We start from the raw sequence: 23,455 nt of genomic DNA, 5'->3' as shown, positions 1-23,455 counted from the left end.
TTGTCCTCTCAAGTGACGGAGCAACGGAGTTCCCGCTCATGCCCACCCCCCACGATCCCTACGTCCGTGTCCGCGGCGCCCGCGAGCACAATCTCCAGGGCGTGGACGTCGACATCCCGCGGGACGTGGTGGCCGTGTTCACCGGCGTCTCCGGTTCCGGGAAGTCGTCGCTGGCGTTCGGCACGATCTACGCGGAGGCGCAGCGGCGCTACTTCGAGTCCGTCGCCCCGTACGCGCGCCGTCTGATCCACCAGGTGGGCGCGCCGAAGGTCGGCGAGATCACCGGTCTGCCGCCCGCGGTCTCGCTCCAGCAGCGCCGCTCCGCCCCGACGTCCCGCAGCTCGGTCGGCACGGTCACCAACCTCTCCAACTCGCTGCGCATGCTCTTCTCCCGCGCCGGCACCTACCCGCCGGGTGCCGAACGCCTGGACTCGGACTCCTTCTCTCCCAACACCGCCGCCGGCGCCTGCCCCGAGTGTCACGGCCTGGGCCAAGTGCACCGGACCAGCGAGGAGTTGCTGGTCCCCGACGCGTCGCTGTCGATCCGGGAGGGCGCGATCGCCGCGTGGCCCGGTGCCTGGCAGGGCAAGAACCTGCGCGACATCCTCGACGCCCTCGGGTACGACGTGGACCGCCCCTGGCGCGAGCTGCCCGCCGAGCAGCGCCGGTGGATCCTGTTCACGGACGAGCAGCCGGTCGTCACCGTGCACCCGGTCCGCGACGCGGACCGCATCCAACGCCCCTACCAGGGCACGTACATGAGCGCCCGCCGCTACGTCATGAAGACGTTCTCCGACTCCAAGAGCCCCGCGCTGCGCGCCAAGGCCGAACGCTTCCTGGCCGCCGCCCCCTGCCCGGCCTGCGGTGGCGCGAGGCTGCGTCCGGAGGCGCTGGCGGTGACCTTCGCGGGCCGCACCATCGCGGACCTGGCGGCCGTGCCCCTGGTCGACCTCGCGGGTCTCCTGGTCGGCGAGGACGAGCCCGCCCGCGCCCTCACCGACGATCTGCGCTCGCGCATCGCACCGGTCCTCGAACTCGGCCTCGGCTACCTCAGCCTGGACCGCGCCACCCCCACCCTCTCCGCGGGCGAGCTTCAACGGCTGCGCCTGGCCACGCAGTTGCGCTCCGGGCTGTTCGGTGTGGTGTACGTCCTCGACGAGCCGTCCGCCGGCCTGCACCCGGCGGACACCGAGGCCCTGCTGACCGTGCTGGAGCGGCTGAAGGCGGCCGGGAACACGGTGTTCGTGGTCGAGCACCACCTCGACGTGGTCCGCGGCGCCGACTGGCTGGTGGACGTGGGCCCGCGGGCCGGGGAGCACGGCGGGCGGATCCTGCACAGCGGCCCCGTCGCGGAGCTCGCCGACGTCGCGGAGTCGGCCACGGCCCGCCACCTCTTCCACCGCACGTCCACGCCGGAACGCCCACCGCGCGCCGCTCAGGGGCAGTTGACCGTGGGCCCTGTCACCCGGCACAACCTGCGGGCGGTCACGGCCGAGTTCCCGCTCGGGGTGTTCACCGCGGTCACCGGCGTCTCCGGGTCCGGGAAGTCGACGCTGATCGGCGAGATCACCGAGGACCTGCCGGGCGTGCGACGGCTGGTCTCGGTCGACCAGAGGCCCATCGGCCGCACCCCGCGCTCCAACCTGGCCACCTACACGGGCCTGTTCGACGTCGTGCGCAAGGAGTTCGCGGCCACCGAGGCGGCTCTCAAACGCGGGTACGGTGTCGGGCGCTTCTCCTTCAACGTCGCGGGCGGGCGCTGCGAGACCTGCCAGGGCGAGGGGTTCGTCAGCGTGGAACTGCTGTTCCTGCCGAGCACCTACGCCCCGTGCCCGGACTGCGGCGGTGCCCGCTACAACCCCGAGACGCTCGAAGTGACGTACCGGGGACGGAACATCGCGCAGGTGCTGGACCTCACGGTGGAGAAGGCCGCGGACTTCTTCGCCGGGACCCCGGCCGTGGCGCGCAGCCTGAGCACGCTCCTCGACGTCGGGCTCGGCTACCTTCGTCTCGGCCAGCCCGCGACGGAGCTGTCCGGTGGCGAGGCGCAGCGCATCAAGCTCGCGGCCGAGTTGCAGCGCGGGCGCCGCGGCCACACCCTCTACCTCCTCGACGAACCCACCACCGGCCTCCACCCCGCCGACGTGGAGGTCCTCATGCGCCGGCTGCACGGTCTGGTGGATGCGGGCCACACGGTGATCGTCGTCGAGCACGACATGGCGGTCGTGGCGGGCGCGGACTGGGTCATCGACCTGGGGCCGGGCGCCGGGGACGCGGGCGGGCGGATCGTGGCGGCCGGACGGCCGGCGCGGGTGGCGGCGGTGCCGGGCAGCGCCACGGCGCCCTACCTGGCGCGGGCGCTCGTCCCCCACACCCGCTGAATCAGGGTGGCCAGGACCGCGGTCGCGGCCAGGCTGCCCACCATGACCATGATCACCCCGACCATGAACAGACCGCTGGAGTCGTCCGACCAGTCCAGGTAGGCGGCGAGCGTCAGCCCGGCCGTGGTGCCGGCGACGGCTCCCGCGATGTGGCCCCGGGAGGCCGCCCAGAACAGCGGCACGAGCAGGGTCAGCACCAGCCCGATCACCTGCCACGGCTGGTAGGGGCCGGTCGTCGTGCCGTCCGGCCGGACGTCGTAGTGCTGGTCCCAGCCCAGCCAGGCGGCCCAGAGCGCGAGCGCTGCACCGGCCGGCACGAGCACCGGCAGAAGTCGGGACACGGGGTTCGGGAGTCCTTGGCTCATGGCGCAAGCGTTCCGCCGCGGCCCCGTCCCGGCACAGAGCGCACGTACTCAGATCCGTCCGAGTACGTGCGCCCCGCCCGGCGAGTACGGCTACGGCGTCACCCGGACGCCGCCGAACGTCACCGCCAGGTTGCCGTCCGACGCGAAGGACCAGCCGAGAGCCCCCGAGTAGGAGGAGCAGCGGGAGCCGTTGGAGCCGGTCCAGAACTGATTCGAGCTGTCGGTGTTGCCGACGGTCTTGTCGTTGGAGCCGCTCACCGCGAAGCGGCACGAGGTGTTGTTGCGGAAGACCGAAGTGCCCGCGTCGAAGGAGAAGTTGCGCTGCGCGTTGTCGACGCTCGCGTTGTTCGAGATGGTCATCGTGCCGGGGTTGCTGTTGTACGTGAACCCGTGGTGGCCGTTGCGGTAGGCGATGCTGTGCTGGACGACGTGGTCGACCGCGATGTCGTCGCCGCCCAGCTTGTAGCCGTTGCGGTCGCCGTTGGAGTTCACGGTGCCGTTGCTGAGCGTGCCGTTGGTGTAGGACAGGGAGTACTCGATCGTCACCGGCCCGATGGCACCGGTGTCGGTCTTGGTGTACAGGTCCCAGCCGTCGTCGATGTTGTTGTGCGAGACGTCGTAGCGGAACACGTTCCCGGTGCCGGTGGTGAGCTTGGCGGCGAAGCCGTCCGCGTCCTCACCGTCGGAGTCGGCGTTGTCGTGCGACTCCGAGCTGACGATCAGGTTGTTCGACGGCCACTGGCTGCTGGGCGTGCTGGAGGAGATCCGGCCCAGCTGCAGGCCCGTGTCGCGGTTGTACGCCGTCACCACGCGCTCGACGACGTTGTTGCTGCCGCCGACGAAGATGCCGTTGTCCCCGGCGTGCTGGACGGTGATGCCGTACACCCGCCAGTAGTTCGCGTTGAGCTGCAGGCCGCGGTTGGACGAACTCTCGCTCTGCGCCGCGAAGTCCAGTACCGGCTTCTCGCCCGGATAGGCGGTCAGCGTGGTCCGGGCGCCGGAGGTGCCGTTGCTGCCCGCAGGGATCGTGACCGTCGAGGCGTAGTTGTAGGTCCCGCCGCGCAGGTAGATGGTGCCGCCCGAGGCGATGCGGCCGATCGCCGTGGCCAGCGTCGTGGGGGCGGACTGGGTGCCGGCCGCGCTGTCAGTGCCGCTCGGCGACACGTACTGCGTGGTGCTCGCGGCCTGGGCCGGCGTGCCCGACAGAGCGACGAGCGCGCCGGCCAGCAGGCTGACTGACGCGAGGACGGATCTCATGTGCATGGTGGTTCCTCCGGTTCGTCCGTGACCAGGGGTGCCGTGCATGAGAAAGCGCTTTCTCCTGTTTCCAGACGGGAACGTAAGCGCTTGCCGTGATCGCGTCAATAGCTGCGTACTTGATTCTTATTCACGGACATGAACCGGGGTGGGTTCGAGCAGACCCAGGACGAGGTCGCGGGGCAGGCCGTGGGTGTCGTGCAGGTAGCCGAAGTCCTCCTCGCTCAGCGGGTGCCGGAACTCCGGGCGGGACAGCAGGCGGCGACCGCGTTCCAGAAGCCTCGTGAACTTCCGCTCCTCCTCCAGGAGTTCACTGCGGACCAGGTCGGGGTCGCAGGTCTGGCGGAAGTGGTCGAGGGTGTGCAGAAGGGGGTGCGAGGGCAGGTCGGACAGGCCGCGGGAGGGGTCCTCGCGCCGCAGGGTGGTCAGCAGGCGGCGGATCAGACGGCGCAGGACGTATCCGCGGCCGGTGTTGGACGGTCGTACGCCGTCGCCCAGCATGACGACACAGGCGCGCAGATGGTCGCAGACCAGCCGTGTCGACGGCTCGTCGCGCAGGTCCCACAGGCCGGGCACCGTGGACGTCCACGGCTCGAACAGGTCCGTGTCGTAGACCGACCGGCGGCCCTGCAGGACCGTCACGAGCCGCTCCAGGCCCATGCCGGTGTCGACGGCGGACCGGCCGAGGGGTTCGAGGCTGCCGCCCTCGTGCCGGTGGTAGCGCATGTGAACGTGGTTCCAGATCTCCACCCAGCGGGGGTCGGTGGTGGGCGTGCTCTGGGGCGGGGTGCCCTCGTCGCCGGTCCACACGAAGATCTCCGAGTCGGGGCCGCACGGGCCGACGGGACCGTTGGACCACCAGTTGTCCTCGGTGGTCGCCTCCACCGGCAGCCCCAACTCCTCCCAGGTGCACAGGGATTCGGCGTCCGGGCCGACCTGCCCGTCGCCGCCGAAGACCGTGACGTGCAGCCGCTCGCGCGGGATGCCGAAGCCGTCACGCAGCAGCTCGTACCCCCAACGCAGGCTCTGTGGATGGCCGTAGTCGCCGAGCGACCAGGAGCCGAGCATCTCGAAGACGGTCAGATGGGTCGGATCGCCCACCTCGTCCAGGTCCGTGGTGCGCGGGCAGCGCTGGACGTTGACCAGGCGCCGGCCCCGGGGGTGGGGGCGGCCCAGCAGGTACGGGGTGAGCGGGTGCATGCCGGAGGTGGTGAACAGCACCGGGTCGCCGGGCGGCGGCAGCAGCGTGCTGCCGGTGACGGGGCGGTGGCCGCGTTCGCGGTAGAAGTCCAGGAAGGTGCGGACGGTCTGCTCGGTGTTCATCGCGGTGGTCCTTCGGTCGGGGGACCGGAAAGGACCGCGGGGCAGACGGGCGATGACGCGAGAAGGTCCCGGCGGTCCGTTTCCGGCCGCCGGGGAGAGAGGGGGAGGTCAGGCGTCGGCAGCCGGGGAGCTGGTCGCTCGCGCGGCTGCGGTACGGGTTCGCCTGATGACCTTCATGAACCCGACGCTAACAGCGCCGGGCGGGACCGTCGCGCGAATTTCCCTCGGCACCCGTCGCGTCCGCGAGCTGCGGGCGCGCCACCGCCGACCCGCGGCGTACGGATGCGGCGCCCTCGCCCCCGCGGACCGCGGCCGGTACTTCGCCGTCGCGTCCCCGGACTGCGGACACGCCTCCCCCGACCCGCGGCGTACGGATGCGGCGCCGTCGCCCCCGCGGACCGCGGCCGGTACTTCGCCGTCGCGTCCCCGGACTGCGGACACGCCTCCCCCGACCCGCGGCGTACGGATGCGGCGCCGTCGCCCCCGCGGACCGCGGCCGGTACTTCGCCGTCGCGTCCCCGGACTGCGGACACGCCTCCCCCGACCCGCGGCGTACGGATGCGGCGCCGTCGCCCCCGCGGACCGCGGCCGGTACTTCGCCGTCGCGTCCGCGGACTGCGGGCACGCCTCCCCCGACCCGCGGCGTACGGATGCGGCGCCGTCGCCCCCGCGGACCGCGGCCGGTACTTCGCCGTCGCGTCCGCGGACTGCGGGCAGGACTCCCCAGACCCGCGGCTTACGGATGTGGCGCCGTCGCCTCCGTGGACCGCGGCCGGTGCTTCGGTGGCCGTCTCGTGGGCTGCGGGTGGAGGTCCGCGTTTCGCTCGGACGGGGGCGGCAGGGGCTGGGCCGGGTGGGTCAGTAACACCGTGTGGGGCCAGGCGGGTTGGGCGGCCGTGGACGGTTGGGCCGCCTGGGCCAGGGCGCGGCGGTCGGGGTGGGTGTCCGCCGGGATGGCCTCGTGGATCTCGACCTCGGCCACCAGGCCGCGCGTCATCACGACCCGCCACACCGACGCCAGCAGCGAGTCCTCTCCGATGAAGGCGGGGGCCGTGCTGGGGGCGCCGGCGATCCGGTAGCGCAGGCGCACGGGCTGGACGGGGACGTGCGCGTCGAGGGCGGCCTGGAAGACGGCCCGGCGGAAGCTGCCCTGGGCCCGCCCGCACCAGGTGCTGCCCTCGGGGAAGACGCCGACGGCCTGCCCGGCGCGCAGGGCGTCCGCGATGCGGGCGACGGTGCCGGGCAGGGCGCGCAGCCGGTTGCGGTCGATGAACAGGGCGCCGCCCCGGGCCGCGAGGGGGCCGGCCACGGGCCAGTCACGGATGTCGGACTTGGCGAGCATCCGGGCGGGGCGGACGGCGGCCAGCAACGGGATGTCGAGCCAGGAGATGTGGTTGGCGACGAGGAGCAGCCCGCCGGCCGGCACGTCGGCGCCGGTGATACGCACCCGTACCCCGGCGGCCCGGACGATCCACCGGCACCACCGCTGCACCCAGGCGGCGGGAATCCGTCCGCCGAGCGGCGACAGCGCGATCCCCACGAGCATCAGGGCCACGACCGCGCTGATCCGGGCGAGGGCGCGCGGCAGTGCCGTCGTGCCTCCCCGCTGCTCGATGCACGCCCGCGGGGTGCAGGGCGCGCCCGGCGTCCAGACGCTCATGAGGCCGGGACCAGGGAGAGGAAGTGCCGCAGATAGCGCGGGTTGACCCGGCGCATCGACAGCAGCACGTACAGGTCGGCGACGCCGAAGTCCGGGTCGTGGGCGGGCTCGGCGCACACCCAGGCGCCGAGGCGGAGATAGCCGCGCAGCAGGGCGGGCAGCTCGGCTGCGGCGGCCGGCGCGGCGGCGGCCGGAACCCAGGGCAGCAGCGGCCGTACGCGGTACTCCTGCGGAGCCAGGTGCTTGGCCCGCACCCGGTCCCAGGTGGCCGAGGCGAGCGCGCCGCCGTCGGCGAGCGGGACGGAGCAGCAGCCGGCCAGCCACTCGTGGCCGCGGTCGATCATGTAGCGGGCGATGCCGGCCCAGATGAGGCCGATGACGGCGCCGTCGCGGTGGGCGGGGTGGACGCAGGAGCGGCCGACCTCGACCAGTCCGGGGCGGATCGGGTCGAGCGCCGTGAGGTCGAACTCGCCCTCCGAGTACAGCCGTCCGGCGACCGCGGCGCGTTCGGGCGGCAGCAGCCGGTAGGTGCCGACGACCTGCCCGCCGGTCTCCTCGCGGACCAGCAGGTGGTCGCAGTAGGCGTCGAAGGCGTCGATGTCGTACCCGGGCTGCGCGGTGGTCAGCAGGGCGCCCATCTCCCCGGCGAACACCTCGTGGCGCAGCCGCTGGGCGGCACGCACGTCGGCCTCGTCGCGGGCGAGGGAGACGGAGTAGCGGGTGGGGGCGGCGGGCTGGGCGGGACGGTCCAGGGTGGTGACGCCGGTCATGTGCTCTCTCCAGGTCGAGGGCCGGGGACGGCGGAGCGGGAGCAGACCGCTGGCGTGTGATCTGCCGCCCCTGTTCTTCCGACGCGCGCTGTCCTTCGCGTGACCGGAGCGGAGAGAACGCGTGTGAGGTTGCTGAACGGCTCGGGCGACACCCGGCATTTCGCCGGCGCGCGGTCCCGCGTCCATCCGCGGGACCCCGGCGGACCACCGGCGCGCGCGGCGTCATGCGGAGTTGCGGCGGTACGCCGTCGCCGCGACACGGCACCGGCCGCAGAGCGAGCAGCTGACCGGCAGGAACGTGCCGCAGCTGCTCAACGCGGCCTATCTGGTCGACGACGGACGGCGGGCCGAGTTCGTCCGCGCCGTCGGCCGACTGGCCCGCGAGGCCCTCGGCAGCGCCGTGCAGGTCACCATGTCCGGGCCCTGGGTCCCGTACTCCTTCGCCCGGCCGGACGAGGTGGAGTGCGGCGCGTACGAGGAGCTCCGCGCATGAGCGGGCCGGCCGCGGACGGTGGGAACCGCGCGGCGGTGCCGTGGGAGGACCCGGAATCGTACGCGCCCGTCGGGGTGCCGCTCGTCGACCTGCTCGACCGGGTGCTGGCGACGGGTGTCGTCGTCAGCGGCGACCTGGTGCTGGCCATCGCCGACGTGCCGCTGGTGCGGATCTCCCTGCACGCGCTGCTGGCGTCGGTCAGCGACCGGGTTCCCGCGCCCTGGCCGGACAGCGGGCCGCTGTGACCGCGCCGCGCGCCCACGCGGTGGACCTCGATCCCGAGCGGGTCACCAACGACCTGGCGGCCCTGGTCCTGACCGTGGTGGAACTCCTGCGGCAGCTCATGGAACGCCAGGCGGTACGCCGTTTCGACGAGGGGACGCTCAGCGACGAGCAGGAGGACCGGCTAGGTACCGCGCTGATGCTGCTGGACCGGCGCATGGACGAGCTGTGCGCGCAGCACGGTCTGCGGCGCGGCGATCTCAACCTGGACCTGGGCCCGCTGGGCCCTCTCCTCGCCGATCCCGGGCCGTGACCCCGTGGCGGGGCGGGGAGTTCGCAGGACGTGGTCCAACGGTCATGCCCCGCACATGGGGCGGGGCCGGAGAGCACCACTCCCGGCCCCGCCCGTCCGCCCCTTGTCGGCGGACGTCTTCTGTGCACCGCGCTAGCGCTTCGCAACCCTCCGAGTGGCCCGCAGCCACTCCTTGTTCATGCTCGTGATGGACACCAGCGGGATGCCCTTCGGGCAGGCGGTGGCGCACTCGCCGGTCAGCGTGCACCCGCCGAAGCCCTCCTCGTCCATCTGCGCGACCATGTCCAGCACGCGCGTCTCCCGCTCCGGCGCTCCCTGAGGGAGCACGTTGAGGTGGTTGACCTTGGCGGAGGTGAACAGCATCGCGGCCCCGTTGGGGCACGCGGCCACGCACGCCCCGCAGCCGATGCACTCGGCGTGCTCGAAGGCGAAGTCGGCGTCCGGCTTGGGCACGGGGGTGGCGTGCGCCTCCGGGGCGGACCCGGTGGGCGCCGTGATGTAGCCGCCGGCCTGGATGATCCGGTCGAACGCGGACCGGTCCACGACAAGGTCCTTGATCACGGGGAACGCCGACGCCCGCCACGGCTCGATGTCGATGGTGTCGCCGTCCTTGAAGGACCGCATGTGCAGCTGGCAGGTGGTGGTCCGCTCGGGTCCGTGCGCGTCCCCGTTGATCACGAGGGAGCATGCGCCGCAGATGCCCTCGCGGCAGTCGTGGTCGAAGGCGACCGGGTCCTCGCCCTTGAGGATGAGCTCCTCGTTGAGGGTGTCGAGCATCTCCAGGAAGGACATGTCGGAGGAGATGCCGTCCACCTCGTACGTGGACATGGCGCCTTCGGCGTCGGCGTTCTTCTGCCGCCAGACGCGCAGGGTGAGCCTCATGCGTAGCTCCGCTGGGTGGGGTGGACGTACTCGAAGACGAGGTCTTCCTTGTGCAGGGTGGGCGCCTGGCCGGTGCCGGTGAACTCCCAGGCGGCCGCGTAGGCGAACTCGTCGTCGCGGCGGGCGGCTTCGCCGTCCGGCGTCTGGGACTCCTCGCGGAAATGGCCGCCGCAGGACTCGGCGCGGTGCAGGGCGTCGAGGCACATCAGCTCGGCGAGCTCCAGGTAGTCGACGACGCGGTTGGCCTTCTCCAGCGACTGGTTGAACTCCTCGCCGGTGCCGGGCACCTTGATGCGCCGCCAGAACTCCTCGCGGATCTCCGGGATGCGCTCCAGCGCCTTGCGCAGCCCGGCGTCGGTGCGCGCCATGCCGCAGAACTCCCACATGAGTTCGCCGACTTCGCGGTGGAAGGAGTCGGGCGTGCGGTCGCCGTCGACGGACAGCAGCAGGTTCAGCCGGTCCTGGGTCTCGGCCAGCACCTCCTGGACGACGGGGTGTTCGCCGGTGACCTCGTCCTGGTGGGGGTTGCGGGCGAGGTAGTCGTTGATAGTGGCCGGCAGGACGAAGTAGCCGTCGGCCAGGCCCTGCATCAGCGCGGAGGCGCCGAGGCGGTTCGCGCCGTGGTCGGAGAAGTTGGCCTCTCCGATGGCGAACAGGCCGGGGACGGTGGTCTGCAGGTCGTAGTCGACCCACAGGCCGCCCATCGTGTAGTGCACGGCCGGGTAGATCCGCATGGGCACCCGGTACGGATCCTCGTCGGTGATCCGCTGGTACATGTCGAAGAGGTTGCCGTACTTGGCCTCGACGGCCCCCCGGCCCATGCGCTCGATGGCGTCGGCGAAGTCCAGGTACACGCCCTGTCCGCCGGGGCCGACCCCGCGGCCCTCGTCGCAGACGTTCTTCGCGGCGCGGGAGGCGATGTCGCGCGGGACCAGGTTGCCGAAGGAGGGGTAGATGCGCTCCAGGTAGTAGTCGCGCTCGTCCTCGGGGATCTCGTTCGGCGGGCGGGTGTCGCCCTTGGCCTTGGGCACCCAGATCCGGCCGTCGTTGCGCAGCGACTCGCTCATCAGGGTCAGCTTGGACTGATGGTCGCCGGTGCGCGGGATGCACGTCGGATGGATCTGCGTGAAGCAGGGGTTGGCGAAGTAGGCGCCGCGCCGGTGGGCCCGCCAGACGGCCGTCGCGTTGGAGTTCATGGCGTTCGTCGACAGGTAGAAGACGTTGCCGTAGCCGCCGGACGCCAGGACGACGGCGTCCGCGAAGTAGCTGGAGATCTTCCCGGTGACCAGGTCGCGGGCGACGATGCCGCGCGCCCGCCCGTCGACGACGATCAGGTCGAGCATCTCGGTGCGCGGGTGCATCTCCACGTTCCCGGCGGCGATCTGCCGGCTCAGCGCCTGGTAGGCGCCGAGGAGAAGCTGCTGGCCCGTCTGGCCGCGGGCGTAGAAGGTCCGCGAGACCTGTACGCCGCCGAAGGAGCGGGTGTCGAGCAGGCCGCCGTACTCACGGGCGAACGGCACGCCCTGCGCCACGCACTGGTCGATGATCTCGACGGAGATCTGGGCGAGGCGGTGCACGTTGGACTCGCGTGCCCGGAAGTCGCCGCCCTTGACGGTGTCGTAGAACAGCCGGTGCACGGAGTCACCGTCGTTGCGGTAGTTCTTCGCCGCGTTGATACCGCCTTGCGCGGCGATGGAGTGGGCGCGGCGCGGGGAGTCCTGGTAGCAGAACTGCACGACGTGGTAGCCCTGTTCGGCGAGCGTGGCGCCGGCGGAGCCGCCCGCGAGGCCGGTGCCCACCACGATGACCGTGTGTTTGCGCCGGTTGGCGGGGTTGACCAGCTTGGCCTCGAAACGGCGCTTGTCCCAGCGCTCGTTGACGGGTCCGGCCGGGGCCTTGGTGTCGGCGACGGGTGCGCCGGTGACGTAGTCGGTGTAGGTCATGTCAGCTCACCACTCCGGTCATGACGCCCACGGGTACGGCGATGAAGCCGGCCGTGAGCAGCAGCGCGAGGACGTTGGCGACGGTCTTCAGGGCGCGGTCGCGGGTGCGGCTGCCGACGCCGAGGGTCTGGGCGGCGCTCCAGAAGCCGTGCCGGATGTGCAGGCCGAGCGCGAGCATCGCGACGATGTAGATGACGTTGCCGTACCAGGTGGAGAAGGTGTCCACGACGTTCTGGTACGGGTGGCCGGGCTGGAAGCCGCCCGAGTGCACGGTGCCGGTGGTCAGGTCCAGGATGTGCCAGACGATGAAGAGGCCGAGGATGATCCCGCCCCAGCGCATGGTGCGCGTCGCGTAGCTCGCCCGGGCCTTCGTGTGCACGTACTTGCTGGGGCGCGCCTTGATGTCGCGGCGGCTGAGCTGGTACGCGGAGACGGCGTGCGCGACGACGGCGGCGATCAGCACGACGCGGATCAGCCACAGCGTCCACTCGTAGTGCATGAACGGTTCGCCGACGGTGCGCAGCCAGTGGGCGTAGTGGTTGAACTCGCCGGGGCCGAAGAAGATCTTCAGATTGCCGATCACATGGGCGACCAGGTACAGCAGCATGATCACGCCGCTGACGGCCATCACCGTCTTCTTGCCGACGGAGCTGTCCCACACCGTGCGCGCCATCGACGGCCGTCGGTCCGTCCGCGTTGCCAGAGCCATGAGTCCTGACGTTAGGGCCGTTCGGCCCCATCGGTCCAAGACATGATCGAGCTTGTTTCCATAGGCCACGGCTATCGTACGAGGATGCAGTTCCAGCAACTCCAGTACTTCGTGGCCGTCGCCGAGACCCGGCACTTCACCCGGGCCGCCGAACTCATCCACGTCGCCCAGCCGTCGCTGTCCCAGCAGATCAGGGCGCTGGAGCGGGAGCTCGGGGCCGATTTGTTCCGGCGTGCGCGGGGCAACATCACGCTCACCGACGCGGGCGAGGCGCTGCTGCCGCTGGCCCGCCGGATCCTGGCCGACGCGGACACCGCCCGGCACGAGGTGCAGGAGCTGGCGCAGCTGCGCAGCGGCCGGGTGCGGCTGGGCGCCACCCCGAGCCTGTGCACCGGTCTGCTGCCGGACGTGCTGCGCGCCTTCCACGACCGCTATCCCGGTATCCGGCTGCTGATCGAGGAGGGCGGCTCGCACGACCTCGTACGGGAGCTGGCGCGCGGCGCCCTGGACCTGGCCCTGGTCGTCCTGCCGCTGCCGACGCCGTCCCCGGCGCTGACCACGGTGGAGCTGCTGCGCGAGGACCTGGTGGTGGTGTCCTCACCGGAGTCCCCCGCCCCCGGCGGCGCCCGCCGGCGCACCGTGCGCGTCTCCGATCTGGAGGGCGAGCGCCTGGTGATGTTCCGGCACGGCTACGACCTGCGGGAGCTGACCGTGGCCGCGTGCCGTGCCGAGGGGTTCGAGCCGGAGTTCGCGGTGGAGGGCGGCGAGATGGACGCGGTGCTGGGGTTCGTGCGGGCGGGGCTGGGTGTGGCCGTCGTACCCCGGATGGTGGCGACGCGGACCGGCCGGGGGCTGCGGGTCACTCCCCTCGCCCGGCCAGGCCTGTATCGCACGATCGCGCTGGCGCACCGCAGCGACGTCGCTCCGCCGCGGGCGGCGCGGGAGTTGCAGCGGATGCTGCTGGAGCGGTGAGCGGCGCCGGCCTGGAAGCCGCCCGCCCACCGGGCGGGGACGGGCCCGCCGTCGACCGGCCTGTCGATCACCGGATCGCTGCCGGAAGGTCGCCAAGCGGTGAGCGGCCTGCCCCGAGCACCGGAATCGGCCCGCATGACCGGGGCCCCGAGCCGGAATCCGCCCGAACGACCGGCGCCCTGAGCCGCAATCCGCCCGGGTCACCAGTGTCCCGAGCCGCAATCCGCCCGGGTCACCACGTCGGGATGAACCCGCCGTCGATCACCAGGTCGCTGCCGGTGATGTTGCGGGAGTGGTCGCCGGCGAGGAAGAGGACCAGGTCGGCGATCTCGGCGGGCTGGGAGAAGCGGCCGGTGACGGCGGCCTTCGAGGCCTGTGCGACCACGTCGTCCGGGGTGATGCCGGCGGCGGCCGAGACCGTCTGCGCCACTCCCCCGCCGCCCAGCCACAGCTCCGTCTCGACCGGGCCGGGGCTGACGGTGTTGACGCGGATGCCCTTCGGGCCGACCTCCTTCGACAGCGCCTTGGAGAAGGCGACCAGGGCGGCCTTGCCCGCGCTGTAGTCGATGACCAGCGGGTCCGGGAGGGTGGCGTTGACGGAGGCGACCGTGATCACCGAGCCGTCGCCGGCGTCCAGCATCACGGGCAGCGCGGCCCGGGTGACCCGTACCGCCGACAGCAGGTTGAGGTCGATCGTGCGCCGCCACTCCTCGTCGGTGACCGACAGGAAGCCGCCGGTGCGGGCGGGTGCCGAGCCGACGTTGTTGACCAGGACGTCGATGCGTCCGCCGGCCGCCGCGACCAGTTCCCCGGCCGCGTCCGGCTCGGCGAGGTCGACCGGCACCCAGGTCACCGAGCCCTCCTTCACCAGCGTGTCCAGCCGTTCGGAGGTCGTGCGCGATCCCGCCACGACCTGGGCGCCCGCCTGGGCGAGGGCCTCCACGATCGCCAGTCCGATGCCCTTGCTGGCGCCGGTGACGACGGCGGTCCTGCCCTGCAGTTCGGTGCTCATACTGTCCAACTCCCTTGATGCGGCGGAAAAGCGTTGTCAGGCGTGCGCGGTGTCGTGGCCCTGGATGTTCTGCCGGTCCAGCCAGTCCAGGGCGTACTCGGCGACGGTCCGCCAGCCGTGGTCCACGGTGAGCGAGTGACCGCGGTCGGGGAACTGCTTGAGCTCGGTGACGGCCGGCGAGTCGCCGTAGAGCTTGTAGGCGGAGCGCGTCACCACGTCCGGGACGGTGTGGTCGGCCTGCCCGGAGATCAGCAGCAGCGGGCCCCGGTCGGGGTTGCGGACGGCGACCTCGGCGGCCGAGTGCCGGGTGAAGTTGGCGAACGCGGCCTCGAACAGCGGGCGGCCCGGCGAGGGGACGGTGAACCGCTCGTGCAGGGCGTCGGACTCGGCCTGCTCCAGCGCGTTGCCGAAGCCGTAGCGGAACTGCGCGGGCGTCAGGGACACCGAGCGCCTGCGGTTGGCCGGGTTGCCCAGCACGGGGAAGCCGGCGCGCAGCTGGGCCGGGGGAAGCGCCTTGACGCCCTTGATCTGTGCCGGGTCGACGGCGACCGCCGCCCGGGCCAGGCCCTTGCCGAGCAGCTTCTGCGCGATCAGCCCGCCGAAGGAGTGCCCGATCAGCACGGGCGGGGTGTCCAGGGAGCGGATGATGCCGGCGTAGTGGTCGGTGACGTCGTCGATGCCGAGCCCCGCGACGGCCTCCGGGTGCCGGCGCGCCTCGGCGACGGTGCCGGCCTCGCCGGGCCAGCCGGGGGCCACGGGCGCGTACCCGCGCTCGGCCGCCAGGTCGATCCAGGGCTGCCAGGACGAGGCGTGCAGCCACAGTCCGTGGATGAGGACGAGAGGGACGCGTGGTGTGGCCATGGCCGTTTCTCCTGGGCTTCGGGACCGCAGTGGGGCGGTGCGTTGCCTTCACGGTGCCGCGGCAGTCACCCCCGCCGATTGAGTCGAATGACTGTCGTCGGCGACGGCGGCCGCGCAACGCCTCAGGTCCCCTCCAGGGCGTCCCGCAGGGAGGCGCGGGAGGAGATGCCGAGCTTCGGGAAGATCCGGTACAGGTGCGCGCCGACCGTGCGCGGGGACAGGAAGAGCCGGGCGCCGATCTCCTTGTTGCTCAGGCCGCTCGCCGCGAGCTCGGCTATCTGCCGCTCCTGCGGGGTGAGCGCCGCGCCCGTCGCGGTGGGCTGCCCGGGCAGCCCGGAGGCGCGCAGCTCGGCCTGGGCGCGGCGCAGCCAGGGCGTGGCGCCGAGCCGTTCGAAGGTCTCGGCGGCCCGGCCGAGGGCCGTGCGGGCGGTGGTGCGGTCGCGGGTACGGCGCAGCCACATGCCCTGCTCCAGGCGGACCCGGGCCAGCTCGAAGGGGAAGTCGACACCGGCGGGATGGGCGACCGCCCGCTCGAACAGCGGCCCCGCCTCGGGGTCCTCCGCCGTCATCGCCAGCGCCGCCGTGGTCAGGAAGTCCAAGCGCGGGGAGACGGCCGGTAGCCCCTGGTCGCGGGCCGCCAGGGCGTGCCTCCGTGCCTGGTCGGGGCGGCCGGTGTGCACGGCCGCCTCGACCAGGTCCAGCAGTGTGCGCAGGGACTGCTGGGAGTACGGCGTGAAGGTGCCGGGCGCGGTGAGGCCGCCGGCGTAGGCGTACGCGCTCTCGTAGTCGCCGGTGGTCAGGCCGAGGGCCGCGCCGGTGGCCTCGGCGAGCTGGGTGAGGTAGCCGACGCCGCGCGGGCGGGCCCAGCGGTCGACGCGGTCGAGAGCGGCGCGGGCGGTGTCGGCGTCGCCGCGCCAGGCCGCGAGAAGGCCGAGGAAGCCGTGGTACTGGTACTCGAACAGCCGGTAGCCGTGGGCGACGGTGAGGGCGAGTCCGCGGCGGCCGGTCTCCTCGGCGGCGTCCCACTCGCCGCTGGAGATCTGGTCGAGCATGACGAGCTGCTGCAGCGTCATCGCGTTGGTGACGGCGCCGCTGCCCGTCTCCCGGTCGGCGACCCGGCGCACCAGCGTCCGGTGCTCGGCGAGCGCGTCCAGGAAGTACGCGGCCACGCCGAGCCGCATCACGTCCCAGGGCTGGCCGTCGCCTAGCTCGCCGAACGCGGCCAGCACCCGCTCGCGCGCGCCGGCGCCCCTGCGGGCGACATCGCCCCAGGCGTCCCGGTAGAGCGGGGTCGGGCCGCCGACGCGCTCGCCGTCCCGGTCGGTCAGCGCGTCGCTCACCCGCCACAGGGCGGGGTCGGCGGAGAACACGCTGATGGCCAGCAGCAGGTTCAGCAGGCGTGCGCGGATCTCGTCGTCGGCGTCCGGCGGGAGCGCCCGGAGTTCCGCGGCGACCCTGCGGTGGGCGGAGCGGACGTCGCCGTCCTCGTAGAGCGCGGTGTAGGCGTACGTGATCACGGCCGTCGGCGACTGGCCCGTCCCGGCCAGCCGGTCGGACGCCTCGCGCAGTTCGTGCGCCTGGTCCAGCAGGGCGGACTGGGCGGCGACGAAGGCGGCCTCCCCCAGGCGGCGGGAGCGCCGGGCCGCGGTGGGGCTGAGTTCGGCGGCCCGGGTCAGCAGGGTGAGGGCGGCCGCCGAGCCGCCGCGCGCGGTGGCGGAGCGGGCGGCGCGCTCCAGGACGACGGCGACGGACTCGTCCGGGTCGACGGTGGCCGCCGCGAGGTGGGTGGCGTGGCGTTCGAGTTCCTCGCGGTGCAGCCGGGCGAGGTCGGCGTGGGCGGCACGGCGTTCGTTGGGGGTGGCGGACTGCAGCAGGGCGGAACGGACGAGGGGGTGGCGGAAGACCAGGTCGCCGGTGCCGGCGTCGGTGGTGAGCAGGCCGCGGGCGACGGCGCCGTCGACGGCGCGCAGCGGATAGCGGGTCCGGCCCGGGAGCGCGGCGGCCCCGGTGCCGTCGAGGGCGGCCCGCAGCAGCTCGGCGCGCTCGGCCGGGTCGAGGCCGGCGATACGGTCGCCGTACAGGCGCTCCAGCCGCCTGGGCAGCGGCAGTTCGGGCCGGTCGGCGGAGCCGTCCACGCCGGCGGGCAGCTCCAGCAGGGCGAGGGGGTTGCCGCGGGCCTGGTCGAGGATCCGGGACCGGGCCGGCTCGGCGAGGCCGGGACTGCTGGTGTCCAGCAGCAGGGCCGAGGCCTCGGCCGACAGCGGGGGCACCGTCAGCTCGGGAAGCCCGGAGCTGTCCCACGGCGACGGCGTGTCGGCCCGCACCCCCACCGCCATCCGCACGGCGTGTCCGGACAGCCGCCGCGCGATGAACCGTGCCACCTCCCCGCTCTGCGGATCGAGCCACTGCGCGTCGTCGATCACGAGCAGCAGCGGTACGTCGCCGGAGGCCAGGGCCAGCAGATCCAGTACGGCGATGCCCAGGGCCATCACCGACGGCGGCTCACCGGTGCTCCGGCCGAAGACGATGTCGAACGCCGCCCGTGTCGCCGGGTCCAGGGCGTCGGCGCCGGCCAGCAGTGGGTGCAGCAGCTGGTGCAGTCCCGCGAACGCCAGTCCGGCCTCCGCCTCCACCCCGGCCGCCCGCACGACGCGCTGCCCCAGCTCGGCCGCGTGTGCCGCCGCCAGGTCCAGCAGCGCGCTCTTGCCCACCCCGGGTTCGCCCCGCAGCACGAGCGCCCGCCCCTCGCCGGAGGCGACGAGCCCGCCCAGCTCACCGACCTCCCCCTCCCGCCCCACGACCGTCCCCACACTCACCATGCGCACATGCTCCCCCTTACCGGCCGCAGCCGCCGCCGGAACCCCGACCACGGCCCCGCACTGCGTCCGCCGAGGAACGTCGTCCACCGCCCGGCTCCACGTCCGCAGACCGAGAGGCACTGATCCGGACCGCCCCTGACCGGCGGACCGTTCAGCGAGAAACGACCGCCGCCCCTGGACGAGCGGGGCAATGGCACGCGTGCCACCGCCGGCCGGACGAGCCAGGTGGACGAGAACAGAGTCCGTGGCCGTGCCGCGTGCTCCCGGAGCCGGGCACGGGCCACCGCCGGCCGGAGAACCGGGCGGAATCACACCGCCGTCGAACGGAAAACTCACCGCGCTGCCACCTGAGCAGGCACGGCAGCCGCCTGCGGTCCACAACCGGGAGACGGGATCAGCCCCAAATCCCATCGGGCATGGCACCGGCCCACCGTGGGCACAGCCCCGCCAATCCGGACCGGCCGAGGGACGGAGGCGCTCGCCGCTGCGCATGGGCCGCCGCCCGGCCAGAAGAACCGGGGCAGCGCAGACTGCCGCCCGGTCGGGAGGGCCGAGGGGCGCCGGGCCGTCCCGGCGGGCCGGGGGGTTCCGTCCCCGGGGCCGAGAGGCGGGGACGGCCCCCCCGGCCTCGCGCTGAATCGTCCGGCGGCGGCCCCCGATCCCGCCCCCCCCTCAGCCCGTCGCGTCGACCAGGGCCAGTTGGTGCAGGCGGTCCGGGGGGCCGGGGCGGGCGTAGTACCAGCCCTGGGCCGTGTCGCAGCCCAGTATCCGCAGCTGCTCGGCCTGGGCGCCGGTCTCCACGCCCTCGACGGTGACCGCGAGGTCGAGGCTGTGGGCGAGCGAGACGATCCCCTCGACGATCTTGAGGTCGACGGGGTCGGCCGGGAACTGCTGCATGCCCTGGGTGAAGGAGCGGTCCAGCTTCAGGATGCTCACCGGCAGGCGGCGCAGGTTGGCCAGGTTCGAGTAGCCGGTGCCGAAGTCGTCGAGGGCGATGTCGACGCCCATCTCGGCGAGCCGGCGCAGTGGCTTGAGCAGGTCGTCGTCCGCGCCGATCAGCGCCGACTCGGTGACCTCCAGGCACAGGGCGTCCGGCTCGACGCCCGCGCGTTCCAGGATGTCGACGGTGTCCTGCACCAGCCCGGGGTGGGTGAGCTGGCAGGGCGAGAGGTTGACGTTGATGCGCAGCGGCCCCGCCTGGTCGTGCCGTTCGCGCCACTTGCGGGCCTGCCGTACCGACTGCTCCAGCACCCAGCGGCCGAGCGGCACGATCAGACCGGTGTGTTCGGCGAGCGGGATGAAGCGGTCCGGGCCGAGGACGCCGTGCTGCGGGTGCAGCCAGCGCACCAGGGCCTCGGCGCCGCGGACGCTGCCGTCGCCGAGGTGGACCAGCGGCTGGTACTCGATGAAGAACTCGTCCCGCTCCAGCGCGGCCGGCAGGGCGGTGGTCAGGCCGTGCCGGGTGATGGCGCGGGCGTCGGCCTCCGGGTCGGCGAGCTCGAAGCGGTTGCCGCCCGCCGACTTGGCCCGGTACATCGTGATGTCGGCGCTGCGCAGCACCTCCGCCGGGCTGCGCTCACCGGCCGGGCCCTCGACGATGCCGATGCTGCCGCGCACGGTCAGCTCACGGCCGTCGATGCTGATGGGGGCGAGCAGCGCGCTCATGATGCGGGTGGCGAGGTCGTCGACCTCGCGCTGGGTGTCGGGGCCGGTGGTCAGCGCCACGAACTCGTCGCCGCCGAGCCGGGCCACCATCTCGCCGGGCGCGGTGGCGCAGGACTGCAGGCGGTCGGCGACCTCGACGAGCAGCCGGTCGCCGGCCGCGTGGCCGAGGCTGTCGTTGACGGTCTTGAAGCCGTCGAGGTCGAGGTAGCACAGGCCGAACCGCTGACCGCTGCCTGCGCCGAGGGCCTTCTCCAGGCGCTCGAAGAAGAAGGTGCGGTTGGGCAGCCCGGTGAGCGCGTCGTGCGTGGCCTCGTAGCGCAGACGGAGGTTGAGCAGCCGGCGCTCGGTGGTGTCCTCCATGAGCGCGAGCTGGTACTGCGGTTCGCCGTCGGCGTCGCGCAGCAGGGAGACCGTCAGGTTGGTCCACAGGACCGTTCCGTCAGGGCGGTAGAAGGCTTTTTCGAGGTGGTAGTGCTCGCGCTCGCCGCGGACGAGCTCCTCGTACAGCGTCCAGGTCTGGGGCGCGTCCTCGGGGTGCGTCCACTCCTTGACGTTGCGGGTGCGCAGGCTGTCCTCGGGGATGCCGAACATGCGCAGCAGGGCGCCGTTGACCTGGAGGATGTTGCCGTCGAGGTCGGCCATGCCGATCCCTATGGCCGCGCCTTCGAAGACCGCGCGGAAGCGGGCCTCGGTGGCGTGCAGCGCCTGCGCCACCACGCCCTGCGCCTTCAGGGCGGCGGCGGAGATGGCCTCCTGCTCGGCGAGGGTCCGCTCGCGCAGCTCCTGGGCGAACCCGGCGGCCATGGCGTGCTGCAACCGCGAGCAGCGGGCCCGCAGTTCCTCCCGGTCGCCGTCCTCGCCGCAGTACAGCACCAGGTAGGCGTCGACGCAGTCGAGGGTCCGGCTGAGCGCCTCGGGGTCGGTGCAGTGGACGGAGACGAGGGTGGCGCCCACCGCCCTGCCCTCGTCCGCGTCGAGCGGTCGCGCGTGCAGGGCCCGGCTCAACCGCCTTGCCAGCGGCAGGAGTTCCCGCTCGAACTCCGGCCGGGTCAGCGACGTGGAGGTCACCGGGAACACCGCCCGGCTCCAGATCGTCGCGAACCGACGCAGTCTGTCCTCCGGCCCGTCCGGCTCCGCGGTCACGCCGTACGCCCCACGCCGGCGAACCCGGAGAAGGCATAAGGATCCTCGTCCTCGGGCGCCGCGTCCGGCCGCCAGTGCGGCATCGGCACCAGTCCCGGTTCCACCATGTCGTACCCCTCGAAGAACCGCGCGATCTCCTCGCGCGAACGCATGATCAGCGGGTTGCGGATGTCCTTGTACACGTCGACCGTGCCCGCGGCCCGCTCCGGGGAGAGCGGGATTCCCTCGTACGAGGCATGCGTGAGGATCAGCATGCTGCCGGGCGCGAGCGCGTCGCGCAGCCGGGCCACCGCCTCGTACGGGTCGTCCTCGTCCTCCACGAAGTGCAGTATGGCAACGAGAAGCAGCGCCACTGGCCGATTCAGGTCGATCAGGCGGTCCACTTCGGCGCTGGCGAGGATCTCCTGCGGCTTGCGGAGGTCCGCGGCGACGACGCCCGCGTTGTCGTGGCCCTCGAGGACCGCCTGGCTGTGCGCGACGGCGACGGGGTCGTGGTCGACGTAGACGACGTGCGCGCCGGGGCTGGCGCTCTCGGCCACCTCGTGGACGTTTCCGAAGGTCGGGATGCCGGAACCGATGTCCAGGAACTGGGTGATGCCCTCACCGGCGGCGAACCGCACGGCGCGGCGCATGAACGCCCGGTTCGCCTGCATGATCTTGGGCAGGCCCGGCATGAACTCCATCGCCTTGCGGGCCGCTTCCCGGTCGACCTCGAAGTTGTGCGAACCGCCCAGGTAGTAGTCGTAGATCCGGGAGACGCTCGGCACCGAGATGTCGATGCTCCGTGGGGCCCAGGCGGGACGTTCCATCTATCTCTCCAGGGGCGTAGGCGATCCGGTGTTCGAGCTGAGGCTACTGATCGCCTGCCAACGGGGCGAGCCGAAACGGAAATTGACCGTCCGTTCCCGGTCACTGCCTGCGGCACGTGCCGCATTCGCCGGTCGAAAAGCGGCAATTCGCCGGGCACACACAGCGGTCCGCCCCCTCCGTGCGGTGCGGAGGGGGCGGACCTGCGATCGAACGCGCGTGGAGGTGCGGTCAACCCTGGGGAGGTGACGCCTACTTCTTCGGCGCGCCGATCGGCTTTCCGGAGGGAGCCATGACGTACCAGGTGCCGCCGACACCCTGGCCGTTGGTGTCGCCCGGCTTGGTGTCGCCCGAGAAGGTGTACGCCGGCCAGCAGTCGACGGTCATCTGCTTGACGCCGTCGGGGCGGGTGAAGCCCATCAGGCCCTTCTTCTCGATGCCCTTGGTGTCGTTGGGGGAGACCGGGGCCACGGCCGGCCACTTCTCCAGGCAGGCGCCGGCGCAGTTGGAGATCACCTTCGGCCAGGCCACGTCCTTGATGAAGCGGTAGACCGTCATGCCGTTCTTGTCGACGACGATGTCGCCGAGCTTGGGGTCCTTGCGGACGGAGAGTCCGGGCAGGCTCGCCAAAGACGCCTTCTTGCCGGTGGGGGCCAGGGCGAACCACTTGCCGCCGACGCCCTGTCCGCTGACGTCCCCGGCCTTGGCGTCCTTCGCGTAGCGGTACGCCGGCCAGCCGCCGATGGTGAGCTGCTTGCTGCCGTCGGCCCGGGTGACCTCGCCGAGCAGGGACTTGTCGATACCGGCGCCGGCGGCGGCGTCGTCGGCGGGCACGGGCGGCCAGGCCTTGGCGCAGTCGCCGTCGCAGTTGGACTTGGGCGGCTCGGCGGTGTCCTCGTCGTAGCGGTACAGGGTCAGGCCGGCGGAGTCGGTGAGGACCTTGCCGAGCTCGGCGTTGTCGCTGACGGCGAGCTTGCCGGCGGAGGTGCTCTGGCCGCCCGCGGCCTGCTGCCCGTCGGCGCCGTAGCCGTTGCCCGGGCTGGCGCTCGCGCTCGTCCCGGCGCCCACGCTGCCGTATCCGCCGGCCGGGGCCGTGGCGCCGACGTTCTGACTGCCGACCGAAGAGGTGCCGCTTTCCTGGCCGCACGCGGTCGTAAGGGCCAGCAAGGCCGCGGCGCCCACCACGAACGAGGCGCTCCGCCAGGAGGTCTTCATCGTCAACAACTCCCCATAGTCACAAGGGTGTTGCAGCGCCCTGCTGCGCCGCCGCACGAGCATGGGTACGCACGGGAGGTGCGGTTGTGTTCAATCGCGTCACATATTTCTTTCCGGAACCCGTGTCACCCCCACCCCAACTCGCACATACATGCGCATTCATGGCCGTCAGGGTGACGCCGATCAAGCCACCGCACGCCGCCGTCCCCCGTTCGGGCCAACCTGCGCACACGTCGGCGTGTGACGGCCCGGAAAGCACCATGATCCTCTTCGTGCACGGACCCGAACCGACCCAAACCGCCCTGATGGCGCGGGTGTTGGCGCTGGCCGCGTTGACCTGGCTGCTCGTCGGGGCCCCGGCCGGCACCGCGGCCGCCGACGCCTGCGCCTACGCGTCGACCGGCCCCGACGGGACACAGGCGGTGGCGGTCGCCGGAAGCCTCTCCTGGCCGACGCCCCCGGCCTGCCCGAAGCCCACTCCCCCGCCGCCCGAGCCGCCGACCCCGCCCTGCCCGACGCCGGCCCCCACACCGCCCCCGGCTCCGAGCCCGCCCCCGGCCCCCAAGCCCCCGCCGCCCCGGCCGAAACCCACGCCGAAGCCGGTCCCGCCGCCACCTCCGACCCCCACCCACGCCGCCGCCCC

19 protein-coding genes and 1 pseudogene are annotated in these 23,455 nt (G+C 72.8%); 6 read left to right on the top strand and 14 right to left on the bottom strand.

Annotation, left to right across the window (positions count from 1 at the left end; all coding sequences use genetic code 11):
* Nucleotides 1-38 precede the first annotated feature (38 nt).
* Nucleotides 39-2,381 (top strand): ATP-binding cassette domain-containing protein, encoded by a 2,343-nt coding sequence (locus tag M8J74_RS03805; RefSeq protein ID WP_249835059.1) that lies wholly within the window; start codon nt 39-41, stop codon nt 2,379-2,381.
* On the opposite strand, the gene M8J74_RS03800 is transcribed toward M8J74_RS03805, so the two are convergent.
* From M8J74_RS03800 to M8J74_RS03780, 5 genes are all read right to left on the bottom strand, one after another.
* A complete protein-coding gene (locus tag M8J74_RS03800; protein ID WP_249835058.1) occupies nt 2,345-2,746 on the bottom strand; it encodes a hypothetical protein in 402 nt (133 codons plus the stop codon). The genes M8J74_RS03805 and M8J74_RS03800 overlap by 37 nt on opposite strands.
* Nucleotides 2,747-2,836: 90 nt before the next feature.
* A complete protein-coding gene (locus M8J74_RS03795) occupies nt 2,837-4,003 on the bottom strand; it encodes a right-handed parallel beta-helix repeat-containing protein (RefSeq protein ID WP_443744575.1) in 1,167 nt (388 codons plus the stop codon).
* A 126-nt stretch (nt 4,004-4,129) separates the two neighbouring features.
* Entirely contained in the window at nt 4,130-5,326 is a 1,197-nt protein-coding gene (locus M8J74_RS03790; protein ID WP_249835057.1) for an alanine--tRNA ligase-related protein, read from the bottom strand.
* A gap of 736 nt (nt 5,327-6,062) precedes the next feature.
* Nucleotides 6,063-6,986, bottom strand: a complete 924-nt coding sequence (locus tag M8J74_RS03785; protein WP_249835056.1) for a lysophospholipid acyltransferase family protein — start codon at nt 6,984-6,986, stop codon at nt 6,063-6,065.
* Complete coding sequence (locus M8J74_RS03780; RefSeq protein ID WP_249835055.1) at nt 6,983-7,756, bottom strand: GNAT family N-acetyltransferase; 774 nt, start codon at nt 7,754-7,756, stop codon at nt 6,983-6,985. The genes M8J74_RS03785 and M8J74_RS03780 overlap by 4 nt, the downstream gene beginning before the upstream one ends.
* 157 nt (nt 7,757-7,913) lie before the next feature.
* Between M8J74_RS03780 and M8J74_RS03775 the strand changes: the two genes are divergently transcribed.
* The 3 genes from M8J74_RS03775 to M8J74_RS03765 are packed head-to-tail and all read left to right on the top strand — an operon-like array spanning nt 7,914 to nt 8,784.
* On the top strand, nt 7,914-8,249 hold the full coding sequence (locus M8J74_RS03775) for a GvpL/GvpF family gas vesicle protein (protein WP_308405999.1): 336 nt from the start codon (nt 7,914-7,916) through the stop codon (nt 8,247-8,249).
* Nucleotides 8,246-8,494, top strand: a complete 249-nt coding sequence (locus tag M8J74_RS03770; RefSeq protein ID WP_249835053.1) for a gas vesicle protein — start codon at nt 8,246-8,248, stop codon at nt 8,492-8,494. The genes M8J74_RS03775 and M8J74_RS03770 overlap by 4 nt, the downstream gene beginning before the upstream one ends.
* Entirely contained in the window at nt 8,491-8,784 is a 294-nt protein-coding gene (locus tag M8J74_RS03765) for a gas vesicle protein K (RefSeq protein ID WP_249835052.1), read from the top strand. The genes M8J74_RS03770 and M8J74_RS03765 overlap by 4 nt, the downstream gene beginning before the upstream one ends.
* Nucleotides 8,785-8,916: 132 nt before the next feature.
* Here the strand turns inward: M8J74_RS03765 and M8J74_RS03760 are convergent, their stop codons facing one another.
* From M8J74_RS03760 to M8J74_RS03750, 3 genes are read right to left on the bottom strand one after another with little or no spacing between them, the layout of a single operon-like run.
* Nucleotides 8,917-9,666 carry a succinate dehydrogenase/fumarate reductase iron-sulfur subunit gene (locus M8J74_RS03760; protein WP_249835051.1) on the bottom strand — a complete coding sequence of 250 codons (750 nt, stop codon included), beginning with the start codon at nt 9,664-9,666 and terminating at the stop codon, nt 8,917-8,919.
* Nucleotides 9,663-11,609 carry a fumarate reductase/succinate dehydrogenase flavoprotein subunit gene (locus M8J74_RS03755; protein WP_249835050.1) on the bottom strand — a complete coding sequence of 649 codons (1,947 nt, stop codon included), beginning with the start codon at nt 11,607-11,609 and terminating at the stop codon, nt 9,663-9,665. Before M8J74_RS03755 ends, M8J74_RS03760 begins: the two co-directional genes overlap by 4 nt.
* 1 nt (nt 11,610) lies before the next feature.
* Complete coding sequence (locus tag M8J74_RS03750) at nt 11,611-12,282, bottom strand: succinate dehydrogenase (RefSeq protein WP_249835112.1); 672 nt, start codon at nt 12,280-12,282, stop codon at nt 11,611-11,613.
* Between the two features lie 120 nt (nt 12,283-12,402).
* On the opposite strand from M8J74_RS03750, the gene M8J74_RS03745 reads away from it, so the two are divergent.
* Nucleotides 12,403-13,290, top strand: coding sequence for a LysR family transcriptional regulator (locus M8J74_RS03745; protein ID WP_249835049.1), 888 nt, complete (start codon nt 12,403-12,405; stop codon nt 13,288-13,290).
* A 232-nt stretch (nt 13,291-13,522) separates the two neighbouring features.
* Here the strand turns inward: M8J74_RS03745 and M8J74_RS03740 are convergent, their stop codons facing one another.
* The 6 genes from M8J74_RS03740 to M8J74_RS03715 all read right to left on the bottom strand — a co-directional run bounded on the left by M8J74_RS03740 (nt 13,523) and on the right by M8J74_RS03715 (nt 22,812).
* Complete coding sequence (locus M8J74_RS03740; protein WP_249835048.1) at nt 13,523-14,302, bottom strand: SDR family NAD(P)-dependent oxidoreductase; 780 nt, start codon at nt 14,300-14,302, stop codon at nt 13,523-13,525.
* 36 nt (nt 14,303-14,338) lie between these two features.
* On the bottom strand, nt 14,339-15,163 hold the full coding sequence (locus M8J74_RS03735) for an alpha/beta hydrolase (protein ID WP_249835047.1): 825 nt from the start codon (nt 15,161-15,163) through the stop codon (nt 14,339-14,341).
* 122 nt (nt 15,164-15,285) lie between these two features.
* On the bottom strand, nt 15,286-17,982 hold the full coding sequence (locus M8J74_RS03730) for an ATP-binding protein (RefSeq protein WP_249835046.1): 2,697 nt from the start codon (nt 17,980-17,982) through the stop codon (nt 15,286-15,288).
* 672 nt (nt 17,983-18,654) lie between these two features.
* Nucleotides 18,655-20,790, bottom strand: a complete 2,136-nt coding sequence (locus M8J74_RS03725) for a putative bifunctional diguanylate cyclase/phosphodiesterase (RefSeq protein ID WP_249835045.1) — start codon at nt 20,788-20,790, stop codon at nt 18,655-18,657.
* Complete coding sequence (locus tag M8J74_RS03720) at nt 20,787-21,599, bottom strand: SAM-dependent methyltransferase (protein ID WP_249835044.1); 813 nt, start codon at nt 21,597-21,599, stop codon at nt 20,787-20,789. The genes M8J74_RS03725 and M8J74_RS03720 overlap by 4 nt, the downstream gene beginning before the upstream one ends.
* 250 nt (nt 21,600-21,849) lie before the next feature.
* Nucleotides 21,850-22,812 carry an SCO0930 family lipoprotein gene (locus M8J74_RS03715; protein ID WP_249835043.1) on the bottom strand — a complete coding sequence of 321 codons (963 nt, stop codon included), beginning with the start codon at nt 22,810-22,812 and terminating at the stop codon, nt 21,850-21,852.
* Nucleotides 22,813-23,072: 260 nt separating this feature from the next.
* On the opposite strand from M8J74_RS03715, the pseudogene M8J74_RS03710 reads away from it, so the two are divergent.
* Nucleotides 23,073-23,455 (top strand): annotated as a pseudogene (locus tag M8J74_RS03710) (hypothetical protein); the annotation flags it as partial.

The organism is Streptomyces panaciradicis (assembly GCF_023516615.1).
Taxonomy (GTDB): domain Bacteria; phylum Actinomycetota; class Actinomycetes; order Streptomycetales; family Streptomycetaceae; genus Streptomyces; species Streptomyces panaciradicis.
This window is presented reverse-complemented; position numbering and strand designations above follow the sequence as displayed.